The organism is Ruegeria sp. YTSC004, assembly GCF_059609805.1.
Genome location: NZ_JBXWMJ010000009.1, coordinates 206,942 through 221,327, shown reverse-complemented (window position 1 = coordinate 221,327; position 14,386 = coordinate 206,942). Strand labels below are relative to the sequence as shown.

The 14,386-nt window shown below is 61.2% G+C and carries 15 protein-coding genes; 14 read left to right on the top strand and 1 reads right to left on the bottom strand.

Features of this window, described 5'->3' with window-relative positions; all coding sequences use genetic code 11:
• The first annotated feature begins 10 nt into the window (after positions 1-10).
• From AC2FFP_RS17145 to cobJ, 7 genes are read left to right on the top strand one after another with little or no spacing between them, the layout of a single operon-like run.
• Positions 11-400 carry a DUF1636 family protein gene (locus tag AC2FFP_RS17145; RefSeq protein ID WP_496726134.1) on the top strand — a complete coding sequence of 130 codons (390 nt, stop codon included), beginning with the start codon at positions 11-13 and terminating at the stop codon, positions 398-400.
• A complete protein-coding gene (gene cobW, locus AC2FFP_RS17140; protein ID WP_496768359.1) occupies positions 397-1,452 on the top strand; it encodes a cobalamin biosynthesis protein CobW in 1,056 nt (351 codons plus the stop codon). Before AC2FFP_RS17145 ends, cobW begins: the two co-directional genes overlap by 4 nt.
• Before the next feature lie 3 nt (positions 1,453-1,455).
• Positions 1,456-4,749 (top strand): cobaltochelatase subunit CobN, encoded by a 3,294-nt coding sequence (gene cobN, locus AC2FFP_RS17135; RefSeq protein WP_496844800.1) that lies wholly within the window; start codon positions 1,456-1,458, stop codon positions 4,747-4,749.
• Positions 4,746-5,873 (top strand): ferredoxin-like domain-containing protein, encoded by a 1,128-nt coding sequence (locus AC2FFP_RS17130; protein ID WP_496739706.1) that lies wholly within the window; start codon positions 4,746-4,748, stop codon positions 5,871-5,873. The genes cobN and AC2FFP_RS17130 overlap by 4 nt, the downstream gene beginning before the upstream one ends.
• Positions 5,873-6,502, top strand: a complete 630-nt coding sequence (locus AC2FFP_RS17125; protein WP_496768353.1) for a precorrin-8X methylmutase — start codon at positions 5,873-5,875, stop codon at positions 6,500-6,502. Before AC2FFP_RS17130 ends, AC2FFP_RS17125 begins: the two co-directional genes overlap by 1 nt.
• The gene (locus AC2FFP_RS17120; protein WP_496768351.1) at positions 6,499-7,227 is read left to right on the top strand and encodes a precorrin-2 C(20)-methyltransferase; all 729 of its coding nucleotides are present in this window, start codon (positions 6,499-6,501) and stop codon (positions 7,225-7,227) included. The genes AC2FFP_RS17125 and AC2FFP_RS17120 overlap by 4 nt, the downstream gene beginning before the upstream one ends.
• Complete coding sequence (gene cobJ, locus AC2FFP_RS17115; protein WP_496768349.1) at positions 7,224-7,976, top strand: precorrin-3B C(17)-methyltransferase; 753 nt, start codon at positions 7,224-7,226, stop codon at positions 7,974-7,976. The genes AC2FFP_RS17120 and cobJ overlap by 4 nt, the downstream gene beginning before the upstream one ends.
• On the opposite strand, the gene AC2FFP_RS17110 is transcribed toward cobJ, so the two are convergent.
• Positions 7,949-8,698 (bottom strand): cobalt-precorrin-6A reductase, encoded by a 750-nt coding sequence (locus tag AC2FFP_RS17110; protein WP_496844798.1) that lies wholly within the window; start codon positions 8,696-8,698, stop codon positions 7,949-7,951. The two genes, cobJ and AC2FFP_RS17110, sit on opposite strands and share 28 nt — an antisense overlap.
• Here AC2FFP_RS17110 and cbiE point away from each other — a divergent pair.
• From cbiE to AC2FFP_RS17075, 7 genes are all read left to right on the top strand, one after another.
• Positions 8,697-9,896, top strand: a complete 1,200-nt coding sequence (gene cbiE / locus AC2FFP_RS17105) for a precorrin-6y C5,15-methyltransferase (decarboxylating) subunit CbiE (RefSeq protein ID WP_496777485.1) — start codon at positions 8,697-8,699, stop codon at positions 9,894-9,896. The genes AC2FFP_RS17110 and cbiE overlap by 2 nt on opposite strands.
• Positions 9,893-10,261 (top strand): cobalamin biosynthesis protein, encoded by a 369-nt coding sequence (locus AC2FFP_RS17100; protein WP_496844797.1) that lies wholly within the window; start codon positions 9,893-9,895, stop codon positions 10,259-10,261. The genes cbiE and AC2FFP_RS17100 overlap by 4 nt, the downstream gene beginning before the upstream one ends.
• Complete coding sequence (gene cobM / locus AC2FFP_RS17095) at positions 10,258-11,052, top strand: precorrin-4 C(11)-methyltransferase (protein WP_496777481.1); 795 nt, start codon at positions 10,258-10,260, stop codon at positions 11,050-11,052. The genes AC2FFP_RS17100 and cobM overlap by 4 nt, the downstream gene beginning before the upstream one ends.
• On the top strand, positions 11,045-12,361 hold the full coding sequence (locus tag AC2FFP_RS17090; protein WP_496881269.1) for a cobyrinic acid a,c-diamide synthase CobB: 1,317 nt from the start codon (positions 11,045-11,047) through the stop codon (positions 12,359-12,361). Before cobM ends, AC2FFP_RS17090 begins: the two co-directional genes overlap by 8 nt.
• Positions 12,358-13,086: a uroporphyrinogen-III C-methyltransferase gene (gene cobA / locus AC2FFP_RS17085; RefSeq protein WP_496844793.1), complete on the top strand. Its 729-nt coding sequence runs from the start codon at positions 12,358-12,360 to the stop codon at positions 13,084-13,086. The genes AC2FFP_RS17090 and cobA overlap by 4 nt, the downstream gene beginning before the upstream one ends.
• Complete coding sequence (gene cobF, locus AC2FFP_RS17080) at positions 13,079-13,822, top strand: precorrin-6A synthase (deacetylating) (RefSeq protein WP_496881268.1); 744 nt, start codon at positions 13,079-13,081, stop codon at positions 13,820-13,822. Before cobA ends, cobF begins: the two co-directional genes overlap by 8 nt.
• Before the next feature lie 100 nt (positions 13,823-13,922).
• Complete coding sequence (locus tag AC2FFP_RS17075; RefSeq protein ID WP_496844792.1) at positions 13,923-14,381, top strand: DUF302 domain-containing protein; 459 nt, start codon at positions 13,923-13,925, stop codon at positions 14,379-14,381.
• The last annotated feature ends 5 nt before the right edge of the window (positions 14,382-14,386 follow it).

Sequence of the window (14,386 nt, the reverse complement as noted above, 5' to 3'; positions counted from 1 at the left end):
GATTAGGGGGATGAGAGACGTGACCGAGACCGCACCAGTCGAATTACTGGTCTGCACGACATGCCGCCGTGGGTTGCCCATCGAAGATGACGCTCAGCGACCCGGCACTTTGCTGCACACAGCGCTTGAACAGGCGGGTTTGCCTGACGGCGTGGACCTGAAGCCGGTGGAATGCCTGTCGAACTGTGATCAGGGATGTTCGATCGTTTTGCGTGGTGGCCCGTCCCGATGGACCTTCGTCTATGAAAACCTCGACGAGGCCGACCATGTCGAGACCATCGTCGAAGGCGTCACCAAATATCTGGCCGCTGAAGACGGTCTGGTGAAATGGCGTGAGCGCCCCGAACATTTCCGCAAAAACTGTGCGGCCCGCATTCCCCCGATTGGAGCCCTGAAATGAGCAATCTTGAAAAACTTCCCGTCACCGTGATCACCGGCTTTCTGGGCTCGGGCAAGACCACGCTGGTCAAGCACCTGATGCAGAACCCGCAGGGCAAGCGTCTGGCTGTGGTCGTCAATGAATTTGGCGATGTTGGCGTCGATGGCGATATCCTGAAATCCTGCGCCATTCCGGATTGCCCGGCGGAAAACATCATGGAACTGGCCAATGGCTGCATCTGCTGCACCGTAGCCGATGACTTCATTCCGACCATCGAGGCACTGATGGCGCTGGAGCCGCGCCCCGATCACATTCTGATTGAAACCTCTGGTCTGGCGCTGCCGAAGCCGCTGCTGAAGGCGTTCGACTGGCCGGATATCCGTTCTAAGATCACCGTTGACGGTGTGATCGCTCTGGCCGATGCCGAGGCCGTCGCCGCCGGGCGCTTCGCTCCGAGTGTCGAAGCCGTGGACGCCCAGCGCCTGGCTGATGACTCGATCGACCACGAAACGCCCCTGTCAGAGGTGTTCGAGGATCAGATCTCGTGCGCCGACATCATCCTGCTGACAAAACCCGATCTGGCGGGCGCCGAAGGTGTGGCGAAAGCCAAAGAAGTCATCGCCGCCGAAGCTCCGCGTCCGCTGCCAGTGGTCGAAGTCGCCGAAGGTGCCGTAGACGTGCGCGTCGTGCTGGGGCTGGAAGCGGCCGCCGAGGATGACATGGATGCCCGTCCGTCGCATCACGATGGCCATCACGACCACGAACACGACGATTTCGAAAGCATCATCGTCGAGTTACCTGAACAGACCGACCCGGCCCAACTGGTCGCCAATATCGAACGTCTGGCCAATGAGCTGAACATCCTGCGCGTCAAAGGCTATGCCGCCGTTCAGGGCAAACCCATGCGTCTGCTGGTGCAGGCCGTTGGTGCCCGCGTACGTCACCAGTATGACCGCCCGTGGGAACCCGGTGAAGAGCGCCGTTCGCGTCTGGTGGTCATCGCCGAACACGACGACATCAAAGAGGCCACGATCCGCGATATCCTCGTGGGCGTGACCGAGGCCGCCGAGTAAGCCATGCACGTCGTCTTCCGCGAAAGCCACGGGCTCGAGGAAACCGAGACCCCGACCGATCTGGGCCAAAGTCCGGCGGATCTGGTGGTGCTGTCCTTTTCGGACAGTGACCTTGGTGCTTTCGCGGCGGGCTGGCATCGCGGTGGCGGGGCCGAAGGGCGAATGCCGACAATGCGGCTGGCCAACCTGACAGCACTGAAACACCCGTTGTCCGTCGACACTTATGTCGAGCAAACGCTCGAGGGCGCCAAGGGCATTCTGATCCGTTTGATCGGCGGCGTGCCTTACTGGTCCTATGGCTTGCAGCAAGTTCTGGCGCTGGCGCAATCCAAGGGGATCGCACTGGCCGTCCTACCTGCCGATGGGCGTGAGGATACGCGGCTGGATGATTACTCCACCCTGCCCGTCTCAACCCTGCGGCGGCTTGCGCATCTGTGTGACACCGGTGGCGAAGTCGCGGCGCAAGCGGCCTTGGCTCAAATGGCGCTTGCGGCGGGGCTTTATGCCGGGCCGGTGATGGGCGCTAAGACCTTGCCAGAGTGCGGCGCGTGGTGCCCGGATCGTGGCGTAGTCCCGGTCGAAACAGCATTCTCGAGCGGCGCGAAGCGTATTCTGGTGACTTTCTATCGTGCTTATCTGACATCTGCAGACACCGCCCCGGTCGCAGCCCTGATCCGCCGATTGCGGGAACGCGGCATCGAAGCTGTAGGCATGTTCGCTCCCTCGCTGAAAGCACCTGCAGCCGCCGATTGGCTGCGCGAGAACATCGCCTCCCTTGAACCGTCGGCCATCATCAACGCCACCGCGTTTTCGGGCAAAGGCGCATCCGGCACCTCTCCACTGGACGCCGCCAATGTGCCGGTGTTTCAGGTTGCTCTCGCTACGTCCCGCCGCAAAGCCTGGGCCGAGGCGGAACGCGGTCTTTCGCCCGCTGATTTGGCTATGCACGTTGTCCTGCCTGAAGTGGACGGGCGAATTTCTGCAGGCATTGCTTCGTTCAAGGAACCGGGCAAGCGTGACCCGCATCTGGAGTATTCACGTTTTGCCCACCGGGCTGAACCGGAACGGATCGAGGCCATCATCGACCGTGTCGTCGGCTGGCTGAACCTGAACGACAAGCCCAAAGGGGATCAGGTGCCCGCCTTGGTGCTGTCCACCTATCCCGGCAAGGATTGGCAGATGGCCCATGCGGTAGGCCTTGATGCTTTGGCCTCGGCCGAGGCGATGCTGTCTGACCTGCTGGGCGAAGGGTATGACACCGCTCCTGCCCAGCCGATTTCTGATACGTTGTTGGACGCGCGGATTACGTGGTCGCTTGGCGAATATCTGACTGCGCTAGCAGAATTGCCGGAACAACTGCGCGCAGACCTCGAAATCGTCTGGGGCAAGCCCGAGGATGATCCGGCCTTTGCAGATGGCGCGTTCCACTTCACCGCCCTGCGCCGCGGCAAGGCGCTGGTCGCGTTGCAACCTGAACGCGGCACGCCCGAGTTGCGTGATGACGATTATCATGACCTGTCGCGTACCCCGCGCCACAGCTACGTGGCCTTCTACCTTTGGCTGCGCAAAGGTCTTAGTGCGGATGCGCTGATCCATATCGGCGCGCACGGCACGCTGGAATGGCTGCCCGGCAAGTCGGTCGCGCTGTCCAACGAATGCTGGCCCGAAGCGCTGATCGGCGACCTGCCTGTCATTTACCCCTTCATCGTCAACGACCCTGGCGAGGCCGCGCAGGCCAAGCGCCGGATCGGGGCGGTCACGCTGGGTCATATCCCACCGCCGATGAGAGAAAGCGGTACCCCGGATCGGATGGTTCGGCTGGAATCGCTGCTGGACGAATTCTCGAACGCTGATGGCTTGGACCCCAAACGTCGCGACCGCCTGCAAGAAGATATCCGGGACGAAGCGCAAGCCATCGGGCTGGAGAGCGACCTTGGCCTCGATCAGGCCACCTGCATCGCCGAGGCGATCACTCGCATCGACCGTTTCGTCTGTGACATCAAAGAAAGCCAGTTCGGCGACGGGTTGCATATCTTTGGACGTGTGCCCGAAGCCACCGCCAATTTTGACACGGCTCCTTCTGCCCATGCCGAACGCCGGGCATTGATCGACGCGCTGGCTGGCAAACGGATCGAGGCAGGCCCGTCCGGGTCCCCCTACCGCGGACGGTCAGACGTGCTGCCCACCGGGCGCAATCTGTATACCACCGATCCGCGCTCAGTCCCCACCCGTGCAGCCTATACCCAAGGCGTCAAGCTGGCAGAAGAATTGGTGCGGCGACACCTGCAGGAAGAGGGCGATTATCCCAAGGGGCTGATCGTTGATCTCTGGGGTTCAGCCACGATGCGCACGGCGGGCGAAGAGTTTGCCATGGCGCTGCACTTGCTGGGCGTCAAACCCGTTTGGGACAAAGGGTCCGAGCGGGTGTCGGGCATCGAAGTGCTGCCCATCACTGACCTCAGCCGCCCGCGTCTGGACGTGACGTTGCGTGTCTCAGGCTTGTTCCGCGATGTGTTCCCGACCCTTTCGGCGCTTTATGGTCAAGCTGTTCGCGCGTTGTCGGAACGCGATGAAGCGCCAGACTGGAACCCATATGCCGGGCAGGCCCCGGCAGCGCGCGTCTTTGGCCCGGCACCGGGCAGCTATGGCGTGAACATGACCCAGCTGTCCGAAATCTATACGGATGAGGCCCGCGCGCAGGCGGGTAAGGCATGGCTTGAGGCCAGTTCTTTCGCTTTGGAAGGCGAACACATCACACAGGATATGGACGGCATTACCCAACGGGTCACGAATGCCGACAGTTTCGTGCACCTGCAGGATCTGACCGAAACCGATCTGCTGTTGGCCAACGACTATGCCACGCACGAGGCTGGTTTCGCCGCCGCCAAGAAAGTCACTGGTGGTACGGCGCAGCTATACCATCTGGACAACACCAACCCGGATAGCCCGCGCGCCCGAACGTTGCCTGAAGAAATCAGCCGTGTGGTTCATGCGCGTGCCGCCAACCCGAACTGGATTGCAGGCATGCAAAGGCATGGCTTCCGAGGCGCTGCCGAAATTGCGGCGACACTGGATCACATGGCCTCTTTCGCCCATCTGTCAGGCACGGTCGCGCCGCATCTGTTCGACCTCTATCACGACGCCACTTTGGGCGACGCCGAGGTCGACGCGTTTTTGCAAGAGGCCAACCCGCGCGCGTATCAGGCCATGCAGGACAGGTTCCGCGCGTTGTTGGACGCGGGCCTTTGGAACACCCGCCGCAACTCAATCCGGGCCGATCTGGAGGGGCTGGGATGAGCGCCCCGGTCGTTCAGGGTTGGTGCCCCGGTGCGCATCGGCCGATGATGTCGGGCGATGGTCTGGTGGTTCGGGCGCGCCCGCGTCTGGCCCGTTTGAGCGCGGAACAAACACGTGGTCTTTGTGAGTTGGCCGAGCAATTTGGCAATGGCACGATCGACCTGACCAACCGCGCCAATTTACAGCTGCGCGGGGTAAAAGAAGACGATCATCAAGCATTGCTGGCCGAGCTGGCCGCGCTGAACCTTTTGGATGCTGAGCCCGGTATTGAAATGCGCCGCAATATCCTGGTGTCGCCCCTATACCGATCAAGTGATCGAACCGCACATCTGACACAGGAACTGATCGACCGGTTGGAGGAATTGCCGACTCTGCCCGCCAAATTCGGCTTTGCCATCGACACTGGCCCCAAGCGCCTGTTGGCGGCGGATTCGGCCGATATCCGGGTCGAGGCAGGCACTGATGGCCTCATCCTGCGCGCCGACGGGGCCAAGACTGGCTGCCGGGTCACAGAAACCAACGCAATTGACCGGCTTATCGCCTTGGCCGGATGGTTTTCCGAACGTTTCACGCCAGAAACCCGCCGCATGGCGCGGGTGGCCGCGACGCAGGATTTGCCAGCGGAGTGGCAAGGCAGCGCGCCCGGTGACATCGGCACACCGCCGCAGCCCGGCGTCTGCGATCTGGGTGTGTTGTATGGCGCGGTGTTCGGACAATTGCCGGCGCGACAGCTCTCTGACCTCATTGCAGACAGCGGGGCGTCTGCCTTGCGGGTCACCCCATGGCGGCTGATTCTGCTGGAAGGCGGGGCGGCGATACAAGCACCGGACTTTGTCATAGATGGCACCGACCCGCTGATGACAACCGATGCCTGCCCCGGCGCACCGTTCTGCCCGCAAGCTCAGGTGGAAACCCGCGAAGTTGCCCGCGTCTTGGCCGCCCAAATCCCAGGAAGTTTGCATGTATCCGGTTGCGCCAAAGGCTGTGCCCGTATGGGTCCGGCAAATGTTACACTGGTCGGCAACGACGGACGATTTGATCTTGTCAAAAACGGTCGCGCGGGGGATGAGCCGTCCCAACGCGGGCTGACACCCGAAACACTTATGACTATGGACCTCACCTGATGCCCTATGAATACGAAACCGACGGCGCAGCGATCTATAAGCAAAGCTTTGCCACAATCCGGTCCGAGGCCAATCTGGCGCGTTTTGACGCTGATGAAGAGCAGGTTGCGGTTCGCATGATCCACGCCGCCGGAATGGTCGGTCTGGAAGAATTCGTACATTTTTCGCCCGGTTTCGTGCCAGCCGCAAGGACCGCGTTAGAGAATGGCGCACCTATACTGTGCGATGCGCGAATGGTCAGCGAGGGTGTGACCCGCTTCCGCCTGCCGGCCGATAATGAGGTGATCTGCACTCTGCATGACGAACGCGTGCGCCCACTGGCGGCTGAGATGAGCAACACCCGATCCGCTGCTGCTCTGGAGCTGTGGCGTCCGCATCTGGAAGGCGCTCTGGTCGCGATCGGTAATGCGCCGACCGCTCTGTTCCACCTACTGAATATGCTGGAAGACCCCGATTGCCCACGCCCGGCCGCCATCATCGGGTGCCCGGTGGGCTTTGTCGGTGCCGTCGAATCCAAGGACGCATTGTGGGAGGCGCAGCCCGTGCCCTCTTGCATCATCAAGGGCCGTCTGGGCGGCAGCGCCATCACCGTAGCCGCAATCAACGCCATTGCGAGCCGCGCCGAATGAGCGGCGGCAAGATATACGGCGTGGGCCTTGGTCCCGGTGACCCGGACCTGATGAGCGTGCGGGCCTACCGCCTGCTGCGCAATGCGCGCCACGTGGCGTTCTTTCGCAAGCCCGGTCGCAGCGGTCAGGCGCGCAAGATCGTCAATGGGATGATCCCGGACAGCGCTGTTGAGTTTCCCATGGAATACCCTGTCACGACTGAAATTCCACTGGATGATCCGCGCTATAACGAATTGCTCTCGGCCTTTTACAAGGACTGTGCCGCGCATCTCAAAGCTCTGTCGGATCAGGGCGAGGACGTGGTGGTTTTGTGCGAGGGCGACCCGTTTTTCTATGGATCTTTCATGCATCTTTACAGCCGCTTGCGCGATCAGGCTGATGTTGAGGTCGTGCCAGCCATCACCGGAATGTCCGGCGCGTGGACCGCAACGGGTAATCCGATCACTTGGGGCGATGATGTGCTGACGGTACTGGTCGGTACCCTGCCTGAAGAAGATCTGGCAATTCGCATGGCGCAGACTGATGCTTTGGTTGTCATGAAAATCGGACGCAATATAGACAAGGTAAAGCGCGCGCTGAAAACAGCCGGTTTGTATGACCGCGCATGGATTGTCGAGTTTGCGCAGATGCCGAACCAGGTGGTGACGAAACTGTCCGAGGCATGCGAAAAGGTGACGCCCTATTTCTCGATCATCATCGTGCATGGTCAAGGACGGCGGCCATGAGCGGTTGGGTCAAGATTGCGGGTCTGGGGCCTGGTAACGAAGATCTTGTAACCCCCGAGGTTTCAGCTGCGTTGATGGATGCCACGGACGTGGTCGGCTATATCCCCTATGTCGCACGCGTGGCGGAACGCCCCGGGTTGACGCTGCATGCTAGCGACAACCGGGTCGAGATCGACCGATCCCAACACGCGTTGCAGATGGCGGCTGAGGGCAAGCGCGTGGTCGTTGTGTCCTCGGGTGATCCCGGGGTCTTCGCGATGGCCGCCGCAGTATTTGAGGCGCTGGAAAATGGCCCCGCTAAGTGGCGCAAAATTCCCATCGAAGTGCTGCCGGGGATCACCGCGATGCTAGCGGCATCCGCGCGAGCCGGGGCACCACTGGGACATGATTTTTGCGCCATCAACCTCAGCGACAATCTGAAACCCTGGTCGCTGGTTGAAAAACGTCTTCGACTTGCGGCGCAGGCGGATTTCGCGATGGCGTTTTATAACCCACGCTCGAAATCCCGCCCGGAAGGCTTTGTGAAAACACTGGAAATCCTACGCGAAGAATGTGAGCCCGAACGCTTGATCCTGTTCGCGCGCGCCGTATCCCGCGTTGATGAGGCGATCCGGATTTCGACACTGGCCGAGGCGACACCTGACATGGCCGACATGCAAACCGTCGTCATTGTCGGGTCATCCCTGACGCGCGTCATCAACCGTGACAGCGCGCCGATCGTCTATACCCCGAGGTTCACCCCGGAATGAGCCAACCAGTCCAGAACCTGCGTCACGTTCGACAATTCGGTCCTTTGCGGAAGGGGCGGCCTGTCGATCATCAACACCGGTACGCCCAGAGCGCGCGCGGCATCCAGCTTGGCGCGTGCACCGGTACCGCCAGAGTTCTTGGACACAACCAGTTCAATGCCATGCTGCAGCATCAACGCCCGGTCCCCTGCTTCGGTGAAAGGTCCGCGCGACACGATCGCCTCGCAATCGGGCAGCGGCAGTGCATCCGGTTCATCCACCAGCCTCAGCAAGAAGTGATGTTGGGACTGAGCCGCGAAATCTTCAAGATGCAGGCGGCCAACGGCCAGAAAAACACGCCGCTTAGGACCTCTCAAAGCGGCAACTGCCGCGTCAATGTCAGAAACGTGCTGCCAACGATCTCCGTCTTGCGCGCGCCATGCCGGACGGGTCAAAGCGGCCATGGGCACCCCGGCCTCGCGACACGCGGAAATGGCGTTGGTACTCATTTGCGCGGCAAAGGGATGGGTGGCATCGACTACATGAGTGATCGCGTGGTCCGTCAGGTAACGGGCCAGGCCGTCGACGCCGCCGAACCCTCCAACACGCACTGGCAGGGGCTGCGGCCTTGGATTGTCTACCCGACCGGCATAGGAATAGGTTGCCGGGATGCCCTGATCGGCCAAGGTTTTGGCCAGTGCATTGGCCTCGGTCGTGCCACCAAGGATCAGGAGGTTGGTCATGCATGAAGCTCCGTGGCTAAGCGTTTTGGGCTTGGGCGAAGATGGACTGGATGGCCTGTCACCCGCAAGTCGTCAAGTACTGGAGCGTGCCGAAATCATTATGGGCCCGCCGCGCCATTTGTCACTGATCCCCGACACAGGCGCCAAGCGCGTAGATTGGCCCGTGCCTTTTTCCGACGGCCTGCCGATCCTGACCGGGTTTCGCGGACGCCCAACAGTTGTTCTGGCCTCGGGCGATCCGTTCTGGTTCGGCGCGGGCTCGGTAATCGCGCGCAACTTCGACGCCGGAGAATGGACAGCCCATCCGGGTCAGTCCACGTTCTCGCTCGCTGCGGCACGTCTGGGCTGGCCGTTAGAAAGTACGCAGACATTTGGTCTGCACGCCGCCCCGCTGACCCGTCTGCGCCCGCATCTTTCGCCTGGATTGCGCGCCATTCTGTTGCTGCGCAACGGCGCTGCGGTGGCCGAGCTTGCGACATATCTGAACGAAACAGGGTTTGCCGATACGCAGTTGCACGTGATGGAGGCCCTTGGCGGCCCCCGCGAACGGTCGCGCAGCGTGTCGCTGACCGAAGCCCTGCTGGGCGGGTTCGACCATCCAGTCTGCGTTGGGCTTGAAGTTGCGGGTGAAGGACAGGCGCTGCCCAAGGCCTCGGGTAAGCCGGATGATATCTTCGAAAATGATGGCCAGATCACCAAACGCCCCGTGCGGGCGCTGACTCTGTCGGCGCTGGCCCCCAAGCGCGGCGAGCATCTGTGGGATATCGGCGGCGGCACCGGCTCGATCAGCATCGAGTGGCTGATGTGCGACCCGACCCTGACCGCAACCACGATCGAACCCCGCGAGGATCGCGCGGACCGCATTCGCCGAAATGCCGACACGCTGGGGCAAGACCGGCTGCAAGTTGTGCATGGCACCGCGCCAACCGCGTTGGACGGCCTTGGGTTTCCGGATGTGGTATTCATCGGCGGCGGCCTGAGTACCGAATTGCTGACCTGGTTACACACCGCCCTGCCCGCCGGCACCAGGCTGGTCGCCAATGCTGTGACGCTGGAAAGCGAAGCCTTACTGGCGCAATGGCACGAAAAACTGGGCGGAGAACTTTTGCGTATCGAACTGGCGCAGGCTTCGGCACTGGGACCTCGGCGCGGCTGGAAATCCGCATATCCGGTGGTGCAGTGGAGCGTAATCCTATGATCATCGCAGGGTTAGGGTTTTCATCAACGGCGACCGTGGACAGCCTGCGCGCCGTATTTAAGCGGGCCAGCGTTGGACGAAAGGTTGACGCGCTTGCCACTGTTGCCGACAAGGAAGGTCACGCCGCGCTGTCGGAGTTTGCCGCAGAGACCGCCCTGCCCCTGCATTTCATCGCTGCTGCCGATCTGGCGGGACAGCGCACTCTCACCTGCTCGAACCGCAGCCGTGCCACATATGGCACCGGCAGCGTAGCCGAAGCATCCGCCCTTGCCGCTGCCGGAACAGGCGCGCGGCTGACCTCACCCAGACAGATTTCGGACGACCGGCTTGCAACCTGCGCCGTCGCCATCGGAGGACAAACATGACCGTTCATTTCATCGGTGCCGGGCCCGGCGCTGCCGACCTTCTGACCCTGCGGGGGCGTGATATCATCGCGTCGTGCCCGGTGTGCCTGTATGCAGGATCGCTGGTGCCCGAGGAAATTCTGGCCCACTGCCCCGAGGGCGCAAAGATCATCAACACCGCGCCGATGGATCTGGACCAGATCATGGTCGAAATCGAGACCGCACATAAGGCAGGTCAGGACGTCGCTCGGCTGCATTCCGGAGACCTGTCCGTCTGGTCGGCTATGGGCGAACAGATCCGGAGGCTGAAAGAAATGGGCATTCCCGTCAGTGTCACACCGGGCGTGCCGTCCTTTGCGGCCGCCGCGGCCTCGTTGGGAACGGAACTAACCCTGCCCGGACTTGCACAGTCTGTCGTTTTGACCCGGACACCCGGCCGTGCATCCTCGATGCCTGAAGGCGAAACGCTTGAGAACTTTGCCCGCACTGGTGCAACTTTGGCCATTCATCTGTCGATCGGAAATCTGGACAAGGTGATCGCGGATCTGACCCCGGCCTATGGAGCAGACTGCCCCGTTGCAGTGGTGTATCGCGCCAGCTGGCCTGATGAACGGATCATTCGCGCCACATTGGCGACCCTGAAAGACGCGCTGGACGAAAGTATTTCCCGGACCGCTCTGATCATGGTCGGTCCTGCCCTTGCGGGCGAAGGGTTTGACGAAAGCTGTTTGTATTCAAAAGATTATGACCGCCGGTATCGCCCGCAAAGCGCGGACAGCCCGTGGTCAAGCTGGAGTCACGGCGATGACTAACCCGCCGGGATTGCTTGTTTCCGCGCCTTCGTCGGGGACGGGAAAAACCACTGTCATGCTGGGCCTTCTGCGCGCACTGGCCGAGGATGGCCTGACGGTACAGCCATTCAAGAGTGGCCCGGACTATATCGACCCTGCCTTTCACCGCGCTGCTGCCGGGCGCGCCTCGTTCAATCTGGACAGCTGGGCGATGACCGATCCGCTGCTGAACGCGATTTCTGCCCAAGCCGAGGGCGTGGATATCGTCGTGGCCGAAGGTTCGATGGGCCTGTTCGACGGCGTCGCCAAGCCCGGCGAAATCGGACATGGGTCCAGCGCCGAAACCGCGCAGCGAATGGGCTGGCCCGTGGTTTTGGTGCTGGATGTGGGCGGTCAGGCGCAATCTGCGGCGGCCACTGCGCTGGGATTTCGGATGTACAATCCCGACCTGCCCTTCGCCGGTGTGATCCTGAACCGCTGCGCCAGCCCACGCCACGAACGCCTGACCCGATTGGGTATGGAGCGAGCAGGATTGCCGGTTCTGGGCGTGTTGCCCCGGCGCGGAGACCTGACCCTGCCCGAGCGGCATCTTGGGTTGATTCAGGCGGTCGAGCACCCGGATCTGGAAAGCGCGATTGCCGGTTACGCCACATTCTTGCGCGAGCATGTGGATCTTGAGGCGATCAAGGCGGCGGCTTCCTCAGGCCCCAATGGGCCATCGTCAGCCGCGCTGCCGCGCCCCCCGGCACAGCGGATCGCGCTGGCACGAGATGCGGCGTTTTCGTTCACCTACCCGCATTTGCTGGAAGGCTGGCGCGCAGCAGGGGCGGAAATCATGCCGTTTTCACCGCTGGTCAACGAAGCCCCGGCTGCGGATGCCGATCTGGTCTGGTTGCCCGGTGGCTATCCTGAACTGCACGCGGGCACTTTGGCCGCTGCCGACACATTCCTGAGCGGTCTGCGCAAACACGCGGAGACAAAGCCCGTTCACGGTGAGTGCGGTGGTTATATGGCCTTGGGCAAAGCTCTGGTCGACAAGGAAGGGGTCCGACATCAGATGGCAGGTCTGCTTGGGCTCGTGACCTCCTATGAGAAGCGAAAGTTCAATCTTGGGTATCGCAAGGCGCAATTATTGGCCCCAATGGCAGGGTATGCCGCTGATGCGACATTGCGTGGCCATGAGTTTCACTATTCTTCGATCCTCGAGCAACCCGACGCACCTTTGGCACGGGTGTTCGATGCTGAAGGGGTTGAAGGACCACAAACCGGATCAATTCGTGGCAACGTGACCGGAACATTCTTTCATCTGATCGCAGAGGCGCAGGCATGAGCGGTTTCGTTTCGTTCATTGGCTCTGGTCCCGGGGATCCGGAACTGCTGACGCTTAAGGCCGTGGACCGGATGCAAAAGGCAGACGCGGTGCTGTTCGATGACCTCAGCAGTGGCCCAATCCTGAACCATGCGCATCAGGACGCAGACCTTGTTGGGGTCGGCAAACGCGCCGGTCGCCCGTCACCGAAACAAGACCACGTCAGCCGCCTGTTGGTGGATTACGCAAAAACTGGCGCGCGCGTGGTGCGACTGAAATCCGGCGATGGCGGTCTGTTTGGACGTCTGGAAGAAGAACTGGTGGCGCTGCGCGAGGCCGGGATCGAATATGAGATCATTCCGGGTATCCCGTCTGCGGTCGCGGCTGCGGCAGCAGCTGGCATTCCGCTGACGCGGCGCCTCACAGCGCGTCGCGTACAATTTGTCACCGGCCATGACGTCAGCGGCAAACTGCCCGAAGACCTGAACCTTGCCGCGCTTGCCGATCCAGATGCCACCACGGTTGTGTTCATGGGCAAGCGGACATTCCCTTTGCTGGTAAAGACATTGAACGAACACGGATTGCCGCTGGATACACCGGCGCTGATGGCCGAAGCCGTCTCGACCCCGGATCAGGTGTTGCACCGATCCACGGTCGGTGAGTTGGCGGACAAGCTGGGTGCTGAGATCGGCACGGCCCCCGCCTTGATCCTTTACGGCCCGCTTGCAGAGACTGACGATGTTTGACCTGACCCTGATCGGTATTGGCACCGGCAATCCGGACCACCTGACGTTTCAAGGCGCTAGTGCCATTCGGGACGCAGACCTGATCCTGATCCCACGAAAAGGCAAAAGCAAGGCCGATCTGGCCGGTTTGCGGGAAGAGATTATCGCGCAGGTGACCGACACCGCGCCACAGATCGCATATTTTGATATTCCCAAACGACGCGCCGATGATGGCTATCTGCGCGGTGTTGATGAATGGCACGACGCCATCGCTCTGCGGTGGCAAGAGGCGATCGCGGCGCACCCTGATGCAAAGCGGGTAGCTCTTTTGATCTGGGGCGATCCGTCGCTTTATGACAGTTCGCTGCGCATCGCCTCACGACTGAAGCCCCAACCGGAAACACGTGTGATCCCCGGCATCACTGCGCTGCAGGCATTGACGGCGGCGCATGCGATACCGATCAACGATCTGGGCGCGCCGTATGTCGTGACCACCGGTCGGCGCATTCGGGATGAAGGCTGGCCGCTAAACGCTTCAAAAGTGGCCGTTATGCTGGACGGCGAGTGTTCGTTTCAAAGCCTTGAGATGGCCGACTACGAAATCTGGTGGGGCGCTTATGTGGGGATGAAGGAAGAAATCCTGATCCACGGTCCTTTGGCTGATTTGGCGTCGCAGATTATCGAAACACGGGCAAAAGCGCGGGCAGATCATGGCTGGATCATGGACATTTATCTGCTGAAAAGGCGCCTGGACTGATCCGAAAGCATCCACTGCGGCTGCTACCCACGGGATTGTGACTGCGCGAAATACGAGTTTCTGGCATCAACTTCGCACCCGTACCCAAGAGGACAGCGCAATGAAGGCTATTTCGACCGTACTGTGTTTGCTGGCCTTTCCCGCGCTGGCGCAAGAAGCTCTACCAGGCTGGGCCATTCATTCGACCGCCAAAAGCTATCAAGCGTTGGTCGCGGATACGAAGGCCGCGGTCAAAGATAACGGTCTGATTGTTGTAACGCAGGCCGGGCCCACCAAGGCGGCAGCGGCCCGTGGCATCATCATTCCCGGAAACTTAGTGATCGGTGCCTTTAACAACGACTATGCAGTTCGGGTTCTGGAAACCTCGGTCAACGCAATGATCGAAGCGCCCATCCGGTTCTACGTGACCGAAAATGCGGACGGCACGGCGACTTTGTCCTACAAAACCCCAAGCCATGTCTTTGCGCCCTATGCCCAGCAAGGCGGTGAGCCACTGCAAGAAATTGCGACGGAACTGGATAAAAAGTTTCAGGCCGTGGCGGAATCCGCAGTCAATTAGTCACA